Consider the following 21,293-nt stretch of genomic DNA (forward strand, 5'->3'; position numbering starts at 1 on the left):
ATTGAATATTTTTTTATTTGGAAGTCCCTTAACCCAAGCGTATTAGACATCTTGCAAAAGTGCCTTTTGCACTCTTGTCGGGAAAGGGGGAAAGGTTAAAGGGGAATGGCACTAAGAAAAGGCGAAAGGCTTGTGTCATCTCGTTCCCAGTCTGAAGACTGGGAATGTATTCCAAGAGGCTCTGCCTCTGGTCAGCCCACTGGAGGCGGAGCCTCCGAGAATGGGTTCCCAGCCTCCAGGCTGGGAACCAGTTAGGGCAAAGCTTATAGCTTTTCTTAGTGCCATTCGGTTAAAGGGAAATGTTAATTCTATCCCTTTTCCCTTTAACCCTTACCCTTTACCCGATTTATGCAAGAAGTCTATTGTACTATCCAATACTTCTCGGTTAAGGGGAAAGGGAAAGAAAAAACCTTTAACCCAAACCCAGTAACCTTTACCCCAAACCCGATTCCGAGTTAAAAATGCAAAACCCGAGAAGTATTGTTGTACTATCTAGTTCTCAACAACTGCACAAAAGTATTACTCACCGTATTGTCTTTGGTGTCGGCGGCGTATTGAATCAAATCTTCCCGCAGTTCTTTGGCTGCATCTAAAGGCAACAAGGTTGCTAGCAAGAAATAAACACCACGAAAACGAGGGTCGCCCATTCTATCAACTAATAGCCCTTCGGCGGCATCAGTTTCGCCGAGAAAGTTTTGCACCAAGAAGAAATCCATGATTTTATCGTGGCGGAAGTACCATTCTTTCTTGGCTTCGCCTTTTTCATCTTGCCACTGACGGCTGACTACCATCTTGTATTTCTCGTCTTCTAAAGACATGACAACTTGGTGAAATTCATCGGCGGGTAAGGCTTGTTTGTCTTCAAGTCGCATTCGGTAGACGGCGGCTGAGAATCTTTTAAGCGGAAATTCTTGTTTCCATTCTTGCAGGTATTCTGCCGCCATCAGGTTGTATTGCTGTTCTTGCAGGCGAAATAAGTTTGGCTGTTTACCTTGTGATAACATCAGCGCTACCACAGTTAAATCCATTGGATTGGAAAGAATTCGGCGGACAGCATCTAACTCTTCTTTGGCTTGCTGGTTATTGAGGACTTCTGTTAAATAGTTGGTGCTGGCTTGGGCGTAATCAGCACCTTGAATTTTGGCATCTTGGGGGAGTCGCGGCTGACGGGAGATTAAAAACTCTTGAATTTGTTGTTGTTCAAGGGGCTGCAAGTAGTATGTTTTGGCTGTTGAGGGGGGTGTCCACTCTAGGGGCTGGGTAGTCATGATAATGTTGCCCCGGAAATAGCTTTCGACAAACTGGCAGATTTTGGCGCGGGTTTCGGCGGTGACTTCGTTGAGTCCGTCGATGCAGATATCTATCGCGCCACTGTAAATTAGGTTTTTCAGGAAGCTGGCATCTTGGGCTTGGCCGTGTAGCTTGTCTTGGATGGCTTCTATTACGCCTTTATGACATTTCTGGGCGGGGAGATAAACAACGATGCGCTGGGAGTTTTGCAAGAGATGGCGGAGAAACATCGACTTGCCTAAGCCGGAATCTCCTTCTAAGATAATTTGTCCTTGAATACTGGGTAAGGCTGCGGTAATTGGCTGGATGTCTCCTGATGTGGGAACTTTGACTTTTGACTCTGGGAAGTATGATTGGTCATAAAAATTATCTAAGCCGGCATCGGCTAATAGGGAAGGTTTGAAGGGTTCAAATAATTTGCGGCGGAAGGGGGGAAACCAGGTGAGGAGAAAGCCGACATAGCCGATGCCGAGAATACGGCGTACCCAAGGGTTCCAGAAGAAGATGGCTTGGACTTGGGGGAATTTGGGGTAGGCAAAGATGAGGGCTAGCCAAAAGGCAATGTGAATGAGGATGGTGTTTCTGGCTTTGAAAAACCACTGCCAACCCTCAAGGTTATTTATCTGTGACTGCACCGCATAAGCTTTAGTAGGGTAGAAAGTTTTGAGGTTGTTGTAGTGGGACTGTAGCAAACCAATATCTTGCCATTTCCAATGAACTTTTTTATTCTCGGCAACTATGGAAATCTGTTCTGCTAAATCTTCTCTGAATCTGTCCAGCCCCTTACTAGGTTCCCAGGCTTTGAGAAAAACCTCCAGCGTTTTCTTGCCTTCATCATGGGTAAGTTGCTCAGGAATTGTTTTTCTCTCAGGTCTGCCCAGCCATGTGAGCAGAGTTTTTACTTCATCATTGCCGCCACTTAGGAAGTAAGACGAAAACCGCCAAAATTCAAACTTTCCATCTGACCCAAATATTCCCTGGTTTGGCTCATAGGCATAATTCAAAAATATAACAACTTCTTCCAACTTGAGTTGTTTTATCTTCCCCAATGCCGATGCCGCACCATAACGAACGTTGGCGTCCACCTTTTCATCCTTGAGGAAATTGAGGATGTCAGGGACATACTTGGCTGCGGCGTCTCCCAAGTTGCCCAATGCCGATGCCGCACCATAACGAACGGAGGCGTCCACCTTTTCATCCTTGAGGATATTAGCGATGTCAGGGACATACTTGGCTGCGGCGTCTCCCAAGTTGCCCAATGCCGATGCCGCACCATAACGAACGTTGGCGTCCACCTTTTCATCCTTGAGGAAATTGAGGATGTCAGGGACATACTTGGCTGCGGCGTCTCCCAAGTTGCCCAATGCCGATGCCGCACCATAACGAACGTTGGCGTCCACCTTTTCATCCTTGAGGAAATTGAGGATGTCAGGGACATACTTGGCTGCGGCGTCTCCCAAGTTGCCCAATGCCGATGCCGCACCATAACGAACGTTGGCGTCCACCTTTTCATCCTTGAGGAAATTGAGGATGTCAGGGACATACTTGGCTGCGGCGTCTCCCAAGTTGCCCAATGCCGATGCCGCACCTGAACGAACGGAGGCGTCCACCTTTTCATCCTTGAGGAAATTGAGGATGTCAGGGACATACTTGGCTGCGGCGTCTCCCAAGTTGCCCAATGCCGATGCCGCACCATAACGAACGGAGGCGGACACCTTTTCATCCTTGAGGAAATTGAGGATGTCAGGGACATACTTGGCTGCGGCGTCTCCCAAGTTGCCCAATGCCGATGCCGCACCTGAACGAACGGAGGCGGACACCTTTTCATCCTTGAGGATATTAGCGATGTCAGGGACATACTTGGCTGCGGCGTCTCCCAAGTTGCCCAATGCCGATGCCGCACCATAACGAACGTTGGCGTCCACCTTTTCATCCTTGAGGAAATTGAGGATGTCAGGGACATACTTGGCTGCGGCGTCTCCCAAGTTGCCCAATGCCGATGCCGCACCTGAACGAACGGAGGCGGACACCTTTTCATCCTTGAGGAAATTGAGGATGTCAGGGACATACTTGGCTGCGGCGTCTCCCAAGTTGCCCAATGCCGATGCCGCACCTGAACGAACGGAGGCGTCCACCTTTTCATCCTTGAGGATATTAGCGATGTCAGGGACATACTTGGCTGCGGCGTCTCCCAAGTTGCCCAATGCCGATGCCGCACCTGAACGAACGGAGGCGTCCACCTTTTCATCCTTGAGGATATTAGCGATGTCAGGGACATACTTGGCTGCGGCGTCTCCCAAGTTGCCCAATGCCTCTGCCGCACCTGAACGAACGTTGGCGGACACCTTTTCATCCTTGAGGATTTTGGCAGCTTTCTCGGCAATATCCTCTGGTTTCTTTACCAGGGATTTTAAATCTTTGAGATTATATTCAACTAATTGCTTGAGAGCATATCCCTTAACTTGGTCGTGTCCATCATCAAGGGCGGCTAATATACCGTTAATCTGCCAATCTTGGGGTTTGGGTTTGGGGGTTTCTTTGGCGTTTACCCAAGGTAGAGAGAGGAGGAAAGTCAAGAGTAGGGTAAAACAGAAAAGGAAAAAGACGGAGAGCTTGTTAGTGTGGCGGGGAGTTGTGGGCATAAATCAGGGCAAGGCGGCAGATTACACGCGGCTATCGGTATAATACCAAGCTTGCAATTCCTAATTCCTGATTTAGAAGGTCAGATTTTCTTTGGGTTTTTATTGTGGGAGCTTCCCAAATTTTGAAATTTACTATTATGGTGCGTTCAGATAGGAATAAGAGAATGAAGAAACGAACCGCAAAGGACGCAAAGGACGCAGAGTAAGAGAACAGATTTGATGTTGATCTTTGCTCATGAGTATAAAAGACTCGCTCACGAGTATCAAAGACTCATCCGCGAGTATAAAAGACTCGCTCACAAGTATCAAAGACTCATCCACGAGTATAAAAGACTCGCTCATGAGTATAAAAGACTCATCTACGAGTATCAAAGACTCGCCGACGAGTATCAAAGACTCACTCACGAGTATTAAAGACTCGCCGACGAGTATCAAAGACTCTCCCGCGAGTATTAAAGACTCGCTCACGAGTATCAAAGACTCATTCACGAGTATTAAAGAACTTTCAAATAAAAAAATACTCAAATAATTCTTGTGGGGTGGGTGTCTCACCCGCCCATAGCCAAAGGCGCTCATGTTGCCCGCCCCACAAGATTGAATAATTTATTTGTTGGAAATCCCTAAAGACTCTCCCGCGAAGTTTAAAGTTTATGAACCAGAAGCAGTTTTAGCAGGTTTACTTTTAATAGCTTTAAACCGTTCCCCTAACTGTTCGGCAATAGTTTTTAACCCTGGAGTTTTCTTAGCAGCAGTCTTGACGTAATCGTAAACTGTCAAACTGCTGCTCATTGTCTCACTACCGACAGCCATTAAGGTATCATCTACTTGTTCTGTCAGTTGTCGCAGTCCAATCAGAAGTTCGCTGAGAGTGGTGGCTAGTTGATAATCCCGCACAAATTCATCTACATCAAAGCTGGCTGGTAAAATATCTCGGTTAGATTGGGCAGCAGTCAGGCTAGTGTTGACAAAAGCTAGGCTTTTATCGCCCATCTTAAATAACTTGCGTCGTTCTTCTACACTCAGAGTCACCAGAAAAGGCAACTTTGCTTCGATAGTCGCAAAGGCTGCTTTAATTTCTTGGATATCTGCTGGGGTAAGGGAGCCTGTAATGTTTTGGTAAGCCATTGTTTATTTACTCAGGTAAATCTGTTTGTTATGATTCCCACTGGTAAATGCGATCGCACATGTCAACGTCAACCTGACTTTTCACGGTCTTTAACGCGATGTGCAACTTATTTTTGGAACCCCACCTCCATTTCTCTCCCCGAAAGATTCTTGCTTCCCAACGCTAGCAGGGAAGGGGCTGGAGGTTAGGTTTCTGAAGTGAAAAGTCAGTTTACCGAATAATTTCCTTAACAACAGCAATAAAGCGTTCCATATCAACGTGGGTAATAGCTCCCATTGTCGAGACTCGAAAGATTGATTGAGCTAAATTTCCCTGTCCAGAATAAATGATATAGTCCTGTGCTTTCAGTTGATCGTGAAATTCCTCATAGCTAAAACCTTCTGGCAAGTAGTAGGCATTCAAAACAACGGATGAACTGCCAAGAGGAAGTAGGGGTTTAATTCCAATTGAGGCTAACCCATCTCTGACTAAGCTGGCAAGTTGGTTGTAATGGCTGTATCTGGCACGCCAACCCCCTGCTTCTGCCATTTCTTGCAAAGCTTCTGTTAAGGCGTAAAATGTTTGTACTGATTGCGTAAAAGGTGTGCCGCCTCGTTCTTGCTGCTGGTAATAGGTTGCTAAATCTAAATATAAGGTGCGGGGGATTGTGTCTACTGACGGCAGTGCATCCCGTCGCAGGATCACAAAGGACACTCCTGGAACGCCATGCAGACATTTATTCGCTGTCGCAGCGCAAGCGGTGATTCCCCAATCTGCAAAATTTAGTTCTTCAGCACCAAAGCTGCTGACTGCATCCACTAACAGTTTGATGTGGCGTTCTTGGCAAATTGGCGCAAGTTCCGCCAAATTATTTAAGCGACCGGTAGTAGTTTCGTGATGGACGACAGCGAGGTGGGTGATGTCGGTGTTTTCATCCAAGAGTTTGATTAAAGCGTTGATATCTATTTCAGCATCCCAAGGATGGGAAAGTGTGATGTAATTAATGCCGTGGATTTTGGCGATTTTAGATAGTCGTTCGCCATATACACCGTTTTCAATTACTAGTAATTTCCCGTCTGTGGGTACTAAACTGCTGATCATCGCTTCCATCGCAGCTGTACCAGAACCAGTGAGGAGAACTGCTGCCCAGTCGCTCCCAAGACCATAAACTTGCAGTAATTGTTCGCGGATTCTGCTTTGAAGTTGGGAAAATTCCACCTCACGGTGACACAAATCGGGTCGCAACAGGGCATTTCTGACGCGATCGCTCAAATTAACGGGGCCGGGATTTAGTAAAATCATTTTTTCATTAGACTTATCCGCAAAATGTAAATGCTTACTGTGAATGGGTTTGAGCAATTCAGATTGAATAGGCGATCGCTATCTTACTCTACGAGAAAATAGGTGTTTGGCGGCATTCTGAGACAAAAAATTAAAATTAGAGTAAAAAGTACAAAACGATGAAATCAATTTCAGGATAAAAAATTAAGTATTAATGGTTAAGGATACTAAGCGATTAAGTCTTAACCTAATCAGCCCACAAACTGCCAGAATTACCTGACTATATCGATGACGAGCGAGACGGAATTTTTCCGAGGCTACTCGAAATATTTTTACCCGACATATCATGTGTTCAACGGCAATTCTGCGAGACGAAAGTTGTTTATTCTCTTGTTTTTGGAATTCCGAAATTTCTGTATTCTTTCGTTTCTTATGAGGTGTGGTAATGGCATCATCTCCAATATAGGCCTTATCACCTATAAACCTTTGTGAGTCAGCAAATTTATTCCGAGTATCTCGAAATAAATTAATATCACTTGTTTTTCCCAGCATTCCCACACAGATATCTACAATATCTTCACCACCTGGTAAGACAATAAACTGGTTTTTTAGAGTATGCATTTTTTTCTTACCAGAGTAATATCTTTTTTGTTCTTGATAGTCTACAGGTCTCGCTGTAGCCTGTTCTGCACTATCAACAATTAATTCATACTCGGACAGCATTTGCTGCAATTCTTGATATTTTTGACTATCTACTGACGCTTCTTCTATTTGAGATGCTGGTAAAATTTCTCTCAAAATATCTACCCAATAGTTAAAAGCATCATTCGCTTTTGTTTTGGAAATATCAAAGAGTAACCCTAAAATTTCAAAAATTGGTTTTTGTCTGAGGTAAACTAGACACAAGCATATTCCTTCTTTCGGTGACATCTCTGGTTTGCGTCCGCCTCCCTTGGCAATAATCCGAACTTTATTTTTTTCAATTTCTGCTTGTTTCTCTCTATGCCTTTTTTCCGCTAAGGATACCAATGCTAAAAACTGGTCATAATTAATCCCTATTAATCGTTTTGCTTCGTGGGGATGTGATTCAATTCTTGCTAAAGGGTTTGTCATATTATCTACATATAATTTTTACTCCGTTTTTTATTATCCCACTTTGTTTATATTAAGGATAAGTCTATTAGTCATTAGTCATTAGTCATTAGTCATTGGTTATTGGTCATTGGTCATTAATAAATAAAGAGTTTCTACTTTGAATTTATTAATGACGAATTACGAATTACCAATGTGTTTCATGAAGCGTTGTAAAACTTCTTCCGGGGTAAGGTTCGGTCTGGGTAGCTTTTCTAAAGTTCCAGGACGGATTTTTAAATGAGCGAATTTAGGTCTATTGTTAGCATCTGCGGTAAATAAGGCATCTAAAAGGGCTGGGTCATCTCCAGCTAATGTAACGCCGTAACCGCAGGCTTCGGCAATTCTGGCAAAGGAAATACCCGCAGAGACGGTGGCTTGTGCGCCTGTGGAATCGTGGACTTCGTTATCTAAAAGAATATGGGTCAAGTTAGCACCGCCATAAGTGCCGATGGTAGCAAAATTACCCATTCGCATTAATGCTGCCCCATCGCCATCAATGACCACTACCTTGAGGTCTGGACGTGCTAAAGATAATCCCAATGCCATTGAGGAAGCGCAACCCATCGACCCAACCATATAAAGATGATTGGCGCTGTCTTTGCTGGCAAATAGTTCGCGTCCTGTGTAACCAGTGGTGGCAATTACTACAGTATTTTTGGCATCAATCAGTTCCACAATCCTAGCTAATGCTTCGCTGCGAGAAATGCGTTGTTCTTTGCGATCGCGGAAAAAGCTTTGCTGAATATGAACGCTATTACTATTTTCTCGTTCTGGGATAGAAGAACGGGTGAGCGCATGGGGGGCAATTGTTCCCTTACGCATAATTAGAGCATAAGGACGGCGTTCTTGCTGCATATAGGCTGTGGCTCTTTGCAGAACGGGTTCTATTTCTGCTGCATCTGTGGGAAAAAATTCCCAAGGTATAGTCATTGTTTGCAGCAATTTTTCTGTAATTTGCCCCATTAATTCATGTTGCGGTTCATCTTGTAAATTGCGATCGCCCCGCAGGGTACAAATCAGCAGCAGTGGAATCCGAAAGATATAAGTAAGGGAGGTTAGCGGGTTAACTGCATTTCCCAAACCAGAGTTTTGCATCATTACCACAGCAGGTTTACCAGCAATTGCGGCTCCAGCTGCGATCGCTACAGCATCTCCCTCATTGGCTGCACAGATGTATTTAAGTTGAACGTCATTAATAACGTAGTTAATAAAAGGCGTGAGAAAAGAACAGGGTACGCCAGTGTACCACCCAAAGCCAAGATTACGCGCAGCTTCTACAAATTCTTCTGCCTGGATCATAATTAAGGGGGATGGGGAATGGGGATTGGGGACTGGGGAATGGGGATTGGGGAGTTGAGAAGAAAAATTATTAGGGACTTCCAAATAAAAAAATATTCAATTAACTCTTGTGGGGTGGGCGTCTCGCCCGCCCTATAGACTGGGCGCTCATGTTGCCCACCCCACAATATTGGATAATTTATTTCTTGGAGTTCCCTTACTTCAACCTCACAATTTCCAATGCCCAATACTCTATTGTTTCAATTGAAAAGCAAGGTCAAGATCATCTAAAGAATTAACATCTAACCAGTTACCGCGAATATAAAGCACCTTGATCGGTTTCCCTTGCTCGATTAAATAATTGCATAATTCTGGCAAACCCAAACTGTTGAATTCCGGTCGTTTTTGCAGTTCATTGAGTGCTTCACTTACCCACTGTCTACCTTGACTCCGCAAGCGCAACATCCCAATCCAGCGTCCGCTAGATTTTCCTAATTTGGTGTGTGTTGTTTTAGAAATGTCCAACAGGTTGACATCCTGTCCAAAGAGAGAAAGATCGTCTGGAATTGAGCAATAGGCGTAGTCAGGTGAACCACTAACAGACTTACTGTTTGCTACAGAATCAACTACAGCAACAATCTCTCCGGGACATTCTAATAAATCTCGCAGAATGTAGCTTCTAAATAGTAAATCGCCGTAAAGTACTAACATTTCTTCGCCAAAGCTGGCTTGAGCGCAAGCTAAGGATGCTAATTCTCCCGTTGTTTCATAATCTGGGTTGCGGATGACTTTAGTCCCCGGAACGTTAATAGTTTCTGCTTTGTAACCCGCGACAACGGTAATATCATTGATGGCAAGTTTCTTGAATTTGTCCACCAACAATCTAAGCAGTGGTTTACCTCCAAGGGGTAACATGACTTTGGGTTTATCTTGCGTCAAACCTGCTAACTCTTGTCCTCTGCTAGCAGCCAAAACGATCGCTTGAGTATGTTGTCGTCCGTTGTTAAAGTAGCGTTTTTCAGCTTCTATGAGTTCATCCGCCCCCTGTAGCCGGAAAATTTCTTTTACGGGAGCGATATCATCTTCAATGTTGATTAAAGTTTCGCTGGCTTTCACTTCACGCGCGATCGCCTGCATACTAGCAACAGCAGCTCGAATCAGATGGTTTGCCCAGATGACTAAATTAACTTCCGCTTTGCGAAAAACATCAGTAGCGGTGCTGTAATATTTAGTCGGTATAATCACTAAGGGAGAACGACCCGCCCATTCTTTGGCAAAGGCTAGCACTTGGTCAGGACGCGATGATTTACTGTGAATGAGAATGGCGTTTGCTCCGGCTGCGTGGTAAGCTTCAGCTCGGCGCAATGCCTCCGAAAGATCCCACCCAGCAATCAAAGCTTCCAGTCGGGCGACGATGCAAAAATCTGGGTCTGTTTGACTATCTTTACCCGCCTTAATTTTGCCGCAAAATTCATCAATATCAGCCAAAGCTTGGCGACTCCCGTTGATGAAACTATTGGTTTTGGGAAAAAGCTTATCTTCAATACAAACTCCAGCAATACCTCGCTGTTCTAATTTTTTGACAAGGCGACGCATGTTATTAAAGTTGCCATAACCAGTATCTCCGTCTAATAATATCGGGATGCTGGTGACATCAGACATGAACTCTAGCATCTCGACAACTTGAGTCCAACTGGCTTCATTATTATCTCGAACGCCATATTGAGCCGAAAGGGCTAGTCCACTCGCCCAAATTCCTTTAAATCCAGCCTCTTCAACAATTCGGGCGCTAATCCCGTTGTGAGCTTCCATAATGAAGTCGAGTTGAGGCGATTCTAGTAATAACCGTAATTGGGCACATTTATTTAAGTTTGCAGCGGTGTCAATGGGTGCAAATATTTGATGCATTGATTCTGCTTTTTTCAACCTATAAATTAAAGAAGAACTCAGAATTCAGAATTAAAAAGATGGGAGATTCAAACCTGCAACTTTCGTGTTGACCAATTGTCTCGTTTGTCTCGTTCCCAGTCTCCGACTGGGAATGCCCGTCGTTGAGGCTCCGCCTCCCTTACTGGCGGCAGAGCCACCAGGAGTAGCATTTCCAGCCTGGGCTGGAAACGAGGTTTTAAAGGAGTTTCAGCTTAAGTTGACACCAATGAGCATTGCTGTGCCCCTAACATGGTTCAAATACATAAAAACTGCTGTATTAAATATACTTTCAGACATTTTCTACTACTTCTATCTGAGGTAAAATCTCATTTTGGGCACGTTGAATATCCTGGGGAAAATCGATTTCTAGCCAAGGTAATCCAGTTATGTCTTCATAGCCAAATTCTTCTGGAGTTTCTAACAATAGATCCCGAATTACTTCTTCATAAGGTTCATTATCTCGTCCGTCTGCAACATACTTTTCTGTTCGATTAGCAAGACGTTGAGCAGCAGCACTTCCAAACCGAAAGAATCCCACTGACTCGCCAATCAAATCATAAACCAAACCAAGAGCTACTTGTTTGCGAAACTCTACTAGATAATTATCTTTAACACAAAGCTTTACTGGTTCATCTCCCGGTTCAAAATCCCGATCCAGTAAGAAGCTGTTGGGGATATTTGTCTTTACCAGTCGTTCAATGATGCGGCGATCGCACAACACATCTGCATCCATTAATAATATCTCATCGCCAGCAGCTAAATGCTGACGTACAGTCCAAAGGCTGATTACACTGCCTTTAGTATAATCAGGATTATAAACTGTACTGACCCAATTTTCGGCTCCTAATACTTTGATTTCATCCTGAATTCTTTGTGCTTGATAACCTACAGCAATTACCACTTGGTTAATCTGGTAATGACGGAGATAGTTCAAATGGCGCTCTAATAGAGATTTGCCGTTAAATTTCAGTAAGCATTTGGGTTGGATTTGCCCGTCTTTACCTAAGCGTCGTCCAACACCAGCAGCTAATATAATTGCCTTCATCGTCAAGTCACCAACAAAGCTATGACACCAGGAAATCTAAAAATTTCCCCAGTATTTCATAATGACTGTTTTTTGCTCAAGACAATATTTGTTAATTAATTCTTAACATGGAAGAAACAATAACTCTGTATCGCCCCACAGGCCCAAAAGAGCTAGAACTAGTTAAACAAAGCGACTACACCAAATGGCCGCCGAGACTACCTGAACAGCCAATTTTTTACCCAGTGACAAACGAGCAGTATGCCCAGGAAATTGCGACTAAATGGAATATTCGGGACAGTGGTGTGGGTTATGTGACACGGTTTGAGGTTAGAAAAATTTTCATGGATAAGTATGAAGTTCATCAAGTCGGGGCTTCATATCATACAGAGTGGTGGATTCCAGCCGAAGAACTAGAAGAGTTAAACAGCAACATTGTCGGTAAAATCGAGGTGATTGGAGAATACAGGTAGAAGCCAGATATTATTTACCTGAAGTGCGAAACACTTGGCGAAACCCGAAATAAGCGATCGCATCTTTCATATTTGAGACAAAACGTTTTAGCATACCCATACGGGTGTCGGTGACGTACTCCAAAGTCAAGACAATGCGCTGTTCATTGTCACCCAAAGGAGTAACTCTGTGGTAAAGCTTATCACCATTGAATAAAACTAGAGTACCAGGAGTTAAAGAGAGCGATCGCTTTTGCGTTTCCCGTTCAGGAATATCTTTGTAGAGTTGATATTCCAGCTTACTGGATGAATTATCAACTAAACCAAGCAACACTGTATAGCGTTTCCCGCGATAATAAGAGGTATCGTAATGATACTGGATATGATCCCCCGGCTCAGTGTAATAATACAGTGCGTAAGTATGGGGATCGGCATCAGGACAGGGAAGAAGTTTTTCTGCTGTAATTTGGTTGAGGAAGTCAAAAAAGGCACTGAGTTGATAAAACTCCCCGAAAATTGGAGCTAGGCTATCTAAACTATAGCGGCTGATACTACCGCCCTTTTTATGATTGGGAATATAGTTGCGGTTGATAGCAGGTTGCAAAGACGGCAACAGTGCCAAAAACTGCTCAATGATGGATTTCGGGAGAAAGTTCTCAATCACCAACAATTCATTCTGTGCTTGAAACTCAGCTTGAAGTTTCTGGTAATCAACAGCTGCGATCGCTTTATCAATTTCAGTTTGAAGCTCCATCGATCATTTGATTTTAATACAAGCTTGCAAAAACAAACATACCATTCTCTCTCAGGACTTACGCACGGACTAAGGGACTTCCAAAAAATATCCAATTAACTCTTGTGGGGTGGGTATCTTACCCACCCAGTCCATAACACAGATACAATTCTCGTTTGGTGAAAAAAACTTGACAGCAAAATACTTTAATAGTATATTTGTACTATTAAAGCACTTAAGTATTGTATAAAACTTTAACACTCCCGACTACGCCAATAGGAGAGCGCAAAATAAATGAAGCTATCTAAGGTAGATTTGAGCAGTTTAGTAGCGATCGCTCACTCTGATGGATATTTGCAGTTGTTGCTCGATCGAGGCGACGAATTAGAGTTTTTGGAAATTCCAGCGCCAATACAGGCTTATGAAGGATTGCAAGAACTCAACGAAGCGATCGCCGAAACAACTGCATTACCTTTTGAAGAAGAACCAATTTTGATGCTACCAGTCGTCTCCTCAATGGCTATGGCTGTAGGCTACGATCGCAACGAACAGATTTTGCAAGTTGAGTTTCAAAGTGGCGCTGTTTATCAATACTTAGGCGTAGACGAAGATACTTGGGAAGATTTACACTCCTCTGACTCCATTGGCAGCTTTTTCAATCAAGAGATTAAAGGTAGATATGATTGCGATCGTCTAGATTGTGCAGATTAAGTAGGTGGGTGAGAAAATTTATAACTATGTCATTGCGTTGGCGTAAGCCTTCCCGCAGGGTATGTAACGAAGTGGAGTGAAGCAATCGCAAGGTTTTCAACGCTTTTACTTTTCGTTACATAGTTAGATTTATTTATGCCTACCTACTAATGGCTAATAACTGCATGTAAAGTTTTCAATAATTCTTGCGTTGTATAAGGTTTAGGTAAAAAGGCTGTATATTCAGCCGTTTTATCAATTGGGACTTGCTCGCTTGTTGCCAGTCCACTAACAGCAATAATCGGCAATAGCGGATTTAGGCGTTGCAATGTGCGAATGGTAGTTGCTCCATCCATCTTGGACATCATCATATCAATAATTGCCGCACTAATTTTCTCTTTATGCTGGGCATAAATTGCTAATGCTTCCATGCCATCACTAGCAGTTATTGCTGTGTAATTATAATTTTCTAAAGATGTTTTAGTAATTTCCTGAATGGCAGTTTCATCATCTACAACCAAAATGCATTCTCCCGCTCCCGCCGGGATTTCTATATCTTGTAACGATTGGATTGGAACTTGATTAACTGCTGGCAAATACACCTGAAATTTTGTACCTTTGCCTACACAACTTGATACAGTAATAAAACCATCATGTTCCTTAATAATTTTCATTACTGTTGATAACCCCAGCCCTGTACCTTTCCCCAACTCTTTTGTGGTAAAAAATGGCTCAAAGATTTTATCTAAGATTTCTTGATTAATTCCAGATCCAGTATCAACAACTGTCAGGACAATGTAAGCACCAACTGTAGCCCCTATATGCATACTCGCATAAATTTCATCAATCCAAATATTCTCAGCAGATATTGTTAAAGTTCCACCTGTAAGCATGGCATCCCGCGCATTAAGACACAAATTAATTAGTACTTGATGCAGTTGGGTACTATCAGCACAAATAGGTAACAAATCCTCCTGAATTTCTGTGTGTACTGCGATTGATTTAGGAAATGTTTGTAAGATAATTTGCTGCATTTCTGAAATCAGGTGTTTGACTTGCAGTACAGTGTGCTGAGGCGTAAGGATTTGTCCTTGGATATCGCCTTCAATTCCCCTAGCAAATGACAGCACTTGCTTGACCAAATCAGCACCACGTTTGGCATTGCTTTCTATGATTGAGAGCATCTGACTAATCTGTTGATCGTGGTTTTTAGCTTTAAGCAAATGCACTGACATTAAAATTGGTGACAATACATTATTTAAATCGTGAGCAATACCACTAGCAAGAGTGCCGATACTTTCCATACGTTGAGTACGTAAAACTTGCTTTTCCAGTTGCTTATTCTGGGTAATATCAGTATCAACGGCGAGAATTGATTTGGCTTGAAAATATTCATCCTTGATTAGCATCCAGCGACTTTCAACGATAAGTTTCTTGCCCGATTTGCTAGTTTTGCGTAACTCACCTTGCCAAAAGCCATTCTTTAAGACAGTCTGATAAATTTCTAAGTGTTGCGCCAAAGGTTCAGTAGAGAAAAGTTCATTGAACTGCTTACCTATAACTTCTTCTGACTTCCAGGCATAAAGTTTTTCAGCATTTTTGTTCCATAATAAAATTTTGTTGGACAAATCTTGCACAACAATTGCATCACTAACAATATCCAGTAATGCTGCTTGTTCGCAGATTTTTTGTTCTATTTGTTTGCGTTCTGTAATATCCTCAGCTATATACACGAATTGCGGACGGCTACCAGAATTTGCTGTAATTGTTGCAACTGTGGCTGATACCCATGTTTGTCCTTGGGAAGTATTGTCAGAATATTCAAACTTGACGGGTGATTGAGTGCGTTCTGCTTGACGGTAATAATGTATCCATTGAGATATGCGCCAATCTGTTGCACCCATGTCTCGCGCTAGCCGATTTTGCATTGCTTCTGGCGTGAGTCCAAAGAATTTTGCTGTGGCGGGGTTATCCGAAATATGCAGGATGTCATTATCTACTAACTCGGCAATTCCCATCATCATTGGTGAACTGTTAAAGAAACTGCCAAAAATAGATTCGCTATGGTGTAATGCTTCTTGTACCTGCTTGTATTCCTGTTTTATGCTTGCTAGTTCAACTAAGTTCCGCCGATTCTCTAGTTGTCTAACTACCATACGGCTCAGAGTTTGCAGTGCTTCCACCTGTTGCAGACTAATTTGGTGTGGTACGCGATCGACTACACACAGAGTCCCGATCGCTTCTCCTCCCGATGCTAACAAAGGTACGCCAGCATAAAATCTCACAGCAAATTCAGCAGAGGTAACTAGGGGATTTGTCGCAAATCGTTCATCAGTCAAGGTGTCAGGAATAATCAAAACTTCGCCACTTTTCAGACAAATCGGGCAGAACCCCTTATTTAGTGGCATTTCTGGTATATCTAACCCCACCTTGGCTTTGAACCACTGACGGTTAGCGTCAATTAAATTAACCAAGGCGATCGGTGTGTTAAAAATCTGTGCGGCTAAAAACGCTAGATCGTCGAATGCTTCTTCTGGTGGAGTGTCGAGAATCTGGTACTGATACAGAGCCTCAAGCCTTGCTGATTCTTTGTTACACACGAAAGATGTCATTAAATTTTTCCTAACTATTGCCGAATGACCACTTGCCTCGTATTAATAAGAAACGTAGATTTATAGCGCTTTCTGTAGGTGAGAATTGTCATCAATGTCACACTTCTGTAGGCAATTCAGCCTTGACTGCACTTGATAGCCCAATCAAATTACTAAGTAAGTCGGCGTAAATAATTATTGTTGGGATAAGGCAGGGAGCAGGGGGCAGGGAGCAGGGTGAGAAAGGGTTTGAACCTTGTTTACTTTTCTTCACACAGTTTGGTTTTATTATGCCGACTTACTTATCTGATTATTTAAATAATTTAACAAGCAGATAACTTGATTACTTTAATTATAGTAATATGACTTAAAGGCAATAATAGTAAAGTTTGGTTATTTTAAATGGATTTTAGAAGATTTGGGTCATGATAATTTTTTGCTGACAAATAAAATTATTTTTACTATGGAAAGAGAATTTTAACCTTTAATTGCTATCCTGATGTGCAACAAAATTTATCAAATGCAAAAATCTGCTTTTGCCCACAAGCATTAACAAAAGCCACTAAACATAGACCATCAAAGCTTTTTTCAGAGACAATATAAAAAGCCCATACAATATCAAAGCTGTTATGACAATCACACTTGCCTCTGCTGTTAAACCAAGAGCCGAAGATAGTTTTGCCATTACCTTTGCACCATTATCTCTTGAAGAAATTTACAGCAAATCTGACGATCCAGCCAATGGTGCTGTGGTTGTGATGAGTGGCATGGTACGCAATCAAACCGATGGTAAACCTGTGATTGCTCTAGAGTATCAAGCTTATGAACCGATGGCATTGCGGATATTTTATCAAATTGCTGCTGATATTCGCTTATCTATGTCTGATGTGAATCGAGTCGCGATTCATCATCGCGTTGGACGTTTGCGAGTTGGAGAAATCAGCGTTTTAGTTGCAGTGGGTTGTCCCCATCGGAGTGAAGCGTTTGAAGCTTGTCAATATGCTATTGATACGCTCAAACACAATGCGCCTATATGGAAGAAAGAACATTGGCAAGATGGTTCTAGTCGCTGGGTGAGTATTGCTGCGTGTGAAACATCAGAAGAAAATTGTTAAGATTCCTAATTTACCGACATTTTCGCTCATAAATATTAAGGATTTTGAAAAAATATTGATAAAACTCTAGGATTTGCTAAAGTCGGATGCTTGATAACTGGCTTGTCCGGTTTGTCGGAGAGAAAAGGGTAGCAATATACCTGCCCTACCCATTAAACAGTTGGAGCTAGAGTTGGAACCGGATTCTTTTTCATAAACTTCCCCTAACGGGGATGGAAAAGTTGCGAATAGATTGCGATCGCATTTAGCAATAGACATCGAAAGAATTGGCGTAGCGCTCAAACACTTGCCCTAGTACAACACGGTGTAAATAAACCACCTACTTAGTCCCCAATCTTCACTACATAATATTTAAAGTTTTGCAAAATATATTCTGTCAATGTACCCTGGCGTACATGATTAGTATGTGCTATTGCCATGAGGAATGAGGATGAGTAATATGCTCTCTATAGCCGCCGTGACAGCAGTACTAAAAGTCTTGCTGGAAAATGGTTTAGTCAGCGATCCGATTGCTGCTAGTGTTGGTGATGTGATTGTAACGGCCCTACCACCTGATCGAATTTCAGTTGAAGCTGATGAGCGCGCTCAACTCAACCTATTTCTCTATCAAGTGACACAGAATCGCAATGTCGATTGGGTATCTCAAGAATTTCGGAGCAAGCACTCACGTATTAATGGAAACCCGTTTTCTTCAACTCCACCATTAGCGCTTGACCTCCATTATTTGCTAACAGCATACGGAGCTAAGGATTTTCAGGCGGAGCTTTTACTGGGCTACGCAATGCAGTTATTACACAAAACACCAGCTATCACATCTGATATTATTGAAAATACTTTGATAAATGCATCCACAACCAATACTTCAAGTGCTTTTTCGCAAGCTGTAGCAAATGTGTCTGTATCCGATTTAGCTGAACAAATTGGACAGATCAAACTGACTCCAGAGTTTTTTAACATGGAAGAAACTTCTAAGTTATGGTCTGCTTTACAAACGCACTATCGACCTTCAGCTAACTATCTGGCATCAATGGTATTGATTGAGAGTAGCAAATCTAACAACCCCGAAGGTTTTTACATAATGCCCTTGTCTCAGCCGATTATAGAGCAAGTGATGTCTCCGGCAAAGACCGAGCAAATGATTGTTGCAGGTACAACACTAGTAATTCGCGGTAAACGGTTACGTGGTGAAATCACACGAGTTCGTTTGGGTAATACGGAGACATTACTAGTACCTCAAGAAGTTAAAGAAACCCAAATCAGCTTGTTAGTTCCGCTAGATTTGTACCCAAGTGTGCAGGGTGTTCAAATCGTACACCTGACAATGGGCAATGGGGGGCAAATGGATCATCTCGTTGAATCAAACGTTGCGGCTTTTGTCCTCCATCCAACAATTACAGCATTCGTCAACCAAGTGGAAAATAGTGGCGACAATTTACGCACAGCGGAAATTAACGTTAAATTCCAGCCCAAGGTAGGTAAAGCACAGCGAGTAGTTTTGCTACTCAATGAAGTGTCAGATAATACTCCATCTGCTTACTCTTTCTTCGTGCCATCACGCCCTGAAGATACTGAGACAATTACTATTCCGATCAAAAATGTCAAGCCAGGAACTTATATTGTCCAGGTGCAGGTAGACGGCGCCCAAAGTCCACTGCACAAAAATCTGTCTGGGGCTTATGATTCGCCACAGGTAACTATTTTATGAATGCTACAACAATTAATCGCAATTGGGATGAGGCAAACTACTGCTATCTATCAGCAGCCATAGCTGTGGTGCGTGGTATTTTAGAAAATCACACGGCAAAAGAGCAAAATCAAGCTCCACAGAAAAACCAAGGGCTTTTACAGCAAGCTTTACAGGAAGCTGCTGCTGCAATGCCTGCACCATCGGCATTGGAGAGAGTAGGCAAAATGTTTAACCTCTCATCCTTTGAATGTGATTTGTTGCTGTTGTGTGCAGGCATGGAATTAAATGGAGATTTTGCTAAATTATGTGCTATAATCCACGGGGATTCGCAACGAGCTTACCCAACTTTGGGTTTAGCTCTGGCAGCTTTACCCGATGTCCACTGGGATGCGATCGCACCAAATGCTCCCTTACGCCATTGGCGATTAATTCAAATTGGCGATGGTCATGCCCTGACTCTCAGTCCCCTAAGAATTGACGAACGAATTTTACATTATCTCACGGGCATTCAATATCTTGACGAACGCTTGGCTGGCATCATTGAACCATTACCAGAAGCTAGTGATTTAGTACCTTCGCACCAAGATTTAGCAGAGCGAGTCGCAGCAATTTGGTCACAAGCTTCCAAGGTTAATAGCTTGCCAATTGTCCAGTTATGTAGTAAAGAAACTACTAGTAAACGTGCCATTGCCACCAAAATTTCTCAGCTTCATGGTTTAAATCTCTGGGTAATGGCTGCACAAGCCATTCCTTTAGCACCTGGCGAGTTGGATAATCTTATCCGCCTGTGGACTCGCGAGACGATTTTAAGTAATAGTGCCCTACTCATAGATTGTAACGAACTGGATACTAATGATATAGCGCGGCTAAATGCGATCGCTCATTTCATTGAACGCATAAAAGGCTTTTTAATAGTTACAAGTCGGGAACCCATAGGTTTATCACAACGCCTAGTAGTTACTTTTGATGTACATCAACCAACTAGCAAAGAACAAGGTGCAGTTTGGCAAGATGCGCTAAATGGGATTGCACCAACAATGAACGGGCAAGTTAAAACCCTAGTGGAGCAGTTTAACCTAAGTGCTGCAACCATTCGCGCTGCTTGTGCAGAAGCCGCAGGCCAGTTAGCACAAACGCCAGAAACCAATATTGGTGATATTTTATGGGATGCCTGCCGTGTGCAAGCACGTCCACGCTTGGATGAACTTGCCCAACGAATTGAGCCATCTGGTGATTGGGAAGACTTAGTATTACCAGAGGCACAGAAACAAATTCTTCGCGACATTGCGGCTCATGTGCGCCAACGTAGTACTGTATATCACAATTGGGGTTTTGGGGCCAAGAGTGCTAGAGGATTGGGAATCAGCGCTCTATTTGCAGGTAGTAGCGGCACTGGTAAAACTTTGGGGGCAGAAGTGCTGGCTCATAAATTACGCCTCGATCTTTATCGTATTGACCTATCATCGGTAGTCAGCAAATATATTGGCGAGACAGAGAAGAATTTGCGCCGGGTATTTGATGCCGCAGAACAAGGCGGGGTGATTTTGTTATTTGATGAAGCTGACGCTTTATTTGGTAAACGGAGTGAAGTTAAAGATGCCCGCGATCGCTATGCCAATATAGAAGTTAGCTACCTATTGCAACGGATGGAAAGTTACCCAGGTTTAGCAGTCCTGACTACCAACTTGAAAAGTGCAATTGATACAGCATTTTTGCGGCGGATTCGTTTCGTAGTCCAGTTTCCCTTCCCCGACACAACACAACGAGCCGAAATTTGGCGACGCGTTTTCCCAGATGATACACCAACCACAGGTTTAGATGCTCTGCAACTAGCACGGCTCAATGTCGCTGGGGGAAATATCCGTAACATCGCCTTAAATGCAGCTTTCCTCGCTGCCGATGCTGGAGAAGCAGTGCAGATGAAACACATATTGCGGGCTGCTCAGACAGAATATAGTAAGTTAGAGAAGCCTTTAACTGAGGCAGAAATTGGAGGATGGACGTAAGGATTCTAAGTAATCCAGACAGAATTAATTACACAATGTCATTGCGAATGGAGCAAAGCGGATGCGTAGCGTATATTTACAGCTATTTTCAGGTAAATAGACCACGCGGTAGGGGCACAGCATTGCTCATTGGTGTCAACTTAACGTGAAACCGCTTGTCCGCCGGGAATTGAAATTCCCATCTCATAGATAAAGTCATCTTCAGATGACTCAAAATCTCCAGTCTACTTCAGTAGACTTAAGCTATTAGCCAGAGAATTTATTCCCTGGCGGGCGACGAAGCCAACAGTTAAGCTATTTTTGGTAAAAGTAGACACCAACGAGCAATGCTGTGCC

At 43.0% G+C, this 21,293-nt stretch carries 15 protein-coding genes; 5 read left to right on the top strand and 10 right to left on the bottom strand.

The features are described 5' to 3' along the window. Nucleotides 1-488: 488 nt before the first annotated feature. From FD723_RS06800 to FD723_RS06830, 7 genes are all read right to left on the bottom strand, one after another. Nucleotides 489-3,932 carry a HEAT repeat domain-containing protein gene (locus tag FD723_RS06800; protein WP_179064635.1) on the bottom strand — a complete coding sequence of 1,148 codons (3,444 nt, stop codon included), beginning with the start codon at nucleotides 3,930-3,932 and terminating at the stop codon, nucleotides 489-491. 648 nt (nucleotides 3,933-4,580) lie between these two features. Beyond that, nucleotides 4,581-5,057, bottom strand: coding sequence for a hypothetical protein (locus tag FD723_RS06805; protein WP_179064636.1), 477 nt, complete (start codon nucleotides 5,055-5,057; stop codon nucleotides 4,581-4,583). A gap of 211 nt (nucleotides 5,058-5,268) precedes the next feature. Next, nucleotides 5,269-6,339, bottom strand: coding sequence for a 2-aminoethylphosphonate aminotransferase (locus FD723_RS06810; RefSeq protein ID WP_179064637.1), 1,071 nt, complete (start codon nucleotides 6,337-6,339; stop codon nucleotides 5,269-5,271). Between the two features lie 183 nt (nucleotides 6,340-6,522). Continuing rightward, nucleotides 6,523-7,431, bottom strand: coding sequence for a transposase family protein (locus tag FD723_RS06815; RefSeq protein WP_179064638.1), 909 nt, complete (start codon nucleotides 7,429-7,431; stop codon nucleotides 6,523-6,525). Between the two features lie 159 nt (nucleotides 7,432-7,590). Beyond that, nucleotides 7,591-8,751, bottom strand: a complete 1,161-nt coding sequence (gene aepY / locus FD723_RS06820) for a phosphonopyruvate decarboxylase (RefSeq protein WP_179064639.1) — start codon at nucleotides 8,749-8,751, stop codon at nucleotides 7,591-7,593. A 231-nt stretch (nucleotides 8,752-8,982) separates the two neighbouring features. Then, nucleotides 8,983-10,638: a phosphoenolpyruvate mutase gene (gene aepX, locus FD723_RS06825; RefSeq protein ID WP_179064640.1), complete on the bottom strand. Its 1,656-nt coding sequence runs from the start codon at nucleotides 10,636-10,638 to the stop codon at nucleotides 8,983-8,985. Between the two features lie 310 nt (nucleotides 10,639-10,948). Further along, nucleotides 10,949-11,704 (bottom strand): NTP transferase domain-containing protein, encoded by a 756-nt coding sequence (locus FD723_RS06830; RefSeq protein ID WP_179064641.1) that lies wholly within the window; start codon nucleotides 11,702-11,704, stop codon nucleotides 10,949-10,951. Between the two features lie 107 nt (nucleotides 11,705-11,811). On the opposite strand from FD723_RS06830, the gene FD723_RS06835 reads away from it, so the two are divergent. After that, nucleotides 11,812-12,156: a hypothetical protein gene (locus FD723_RS06835; RefSeq protein WP_179064642.1), complete on the top strand. Its 345-nt coding sequence runs from the start codon at nucleotides 11,812-11,814 to the stop codon at nucleotides 12,154-12,156. 10 nt (nucleotides 12,157-12,166) lie between these two features. Here the strand turns inward: FD723_RS06835 and FD723_RS06840 are convergent, their stop codons facing one another. Next, the gene (locus FD723_RS06840) at nucleotides 12,167-12,889 is read right to left on the bottom strand and encodes a 2OG-Fe(II) oxygenase (RefSeq protein ID WP_179064643.1); all 723 of its coding nucleotides are present in this window, start codon (nucleotides 12,887-12,889) and stop codon (nucleotides 12,167-12,169) included. 273 nt (nucleotides 12,890-13,162) lie between these two features. On the opposite strand from FD723_RS06840, the gene FD723_RS06845 reads away from it, so the two are divergent. Beyond that, nucleotides 13,163-13,579: a KTSC domain-containing protein gene (locus FD723_RS06845; RefSeq protein ID WP_179064644.1), complete on the top strand. Its 417-nt coding sequence runs from the start codon at nucleotides 13,163-13,165 to the stop codon at nucleotides 13,577-13,579. Between the two features lie 146 nt (nucleotides 13,580-13,725). Here FD723_RS06845 and FD723_RS06850 read toward each other — a convergent pair whose 3' ends face one another. After that, nucleotides 13,726-16,170 carry a PAS domain S-box protein gene (locus FD723_RS06850; protein WP_179064645.1) on the bottom strand — a complete coding sequence of 815 codons (2,445 nt, stop codon included), beginning with the start codon at nucleotides 16,168-16,170 and terminating at the stop codon, nucleotides 13,726-13,728. Nucleotides 16,171-16,778: 608 nt separating this feature from the next. On the opposite strand from FD723_RS06850, the gene FD723_RS06855 reads away from it, so the two are divergent. Continuing rightward, on the top strand, nucleotides 16,779-17,264 hold the full coding sequence (locus FD723_RS06855; protein WP_179064646.1) for a molybdenum cofactor biosynthesis protein MoaE: 486 nt from the start codon (nucleotides 16,779-16,781) through the stop codon (nucleotides 17,262-17,264). A 66-nt stretch (nucleotides 17,265-17,330) separates the two neighbouring features. Here FD723_RS06855 and FD723_RS06860 read toward each other — a convergent pair whose 3' ends face one another. Then, entirely contained in the window at nucleotides 17,331-17,522 is a 192-nt protein-coding gene (locus FD723_RS06860) for a hypothetical protein (protein WP_179064647.1), read from the bottom strand. 172 nt (nucleotides 17,523-17,694) lie between these two features. Between FD723_RS06860 and FD723_RS06865 the strand changes: the two genes are divergently transcribed. Together FD723_RS06865 and FD723_RS06870 are read left to right on the top strand one after the other, a co-directional pair. Continuing rightward, a complete protein-coding gene (locus tag FD723_RS06865) occupies nucleotides 17,695-18,969 on the top strand; it encodes a DUF4255 domain-containing protein (protein WP_179064648.1) in 1,275 nt (424 codons plus the stop codon). Beyond that, nucleotides 18,966-20,957, top strand: coding sequence for an ATP-binding protein (locus tag FD723_RS06870; RefSeq protein ID WP_179064649.1), 1,992 nt, complete (start codon nucleotides 18,966-18,968; stop codon nucleotides 20,955-20,957). Before FD723_RS06865 ends, FD723_RS06870 begins: the two co-directional genes overlap by 4 nt. Nucleotides 20,958-21,293 lie beyond the last annotated feature (336 nt).

The organism is Nostoc sp. C052 (assembly GCF_013393905.1).
Taxonomy (GTDB): domain Bacteria; phylum Cyanobacteriota; class Cyanobacteriia; order Cyanobacteriales; family Nostocaceae; genus Nostoc.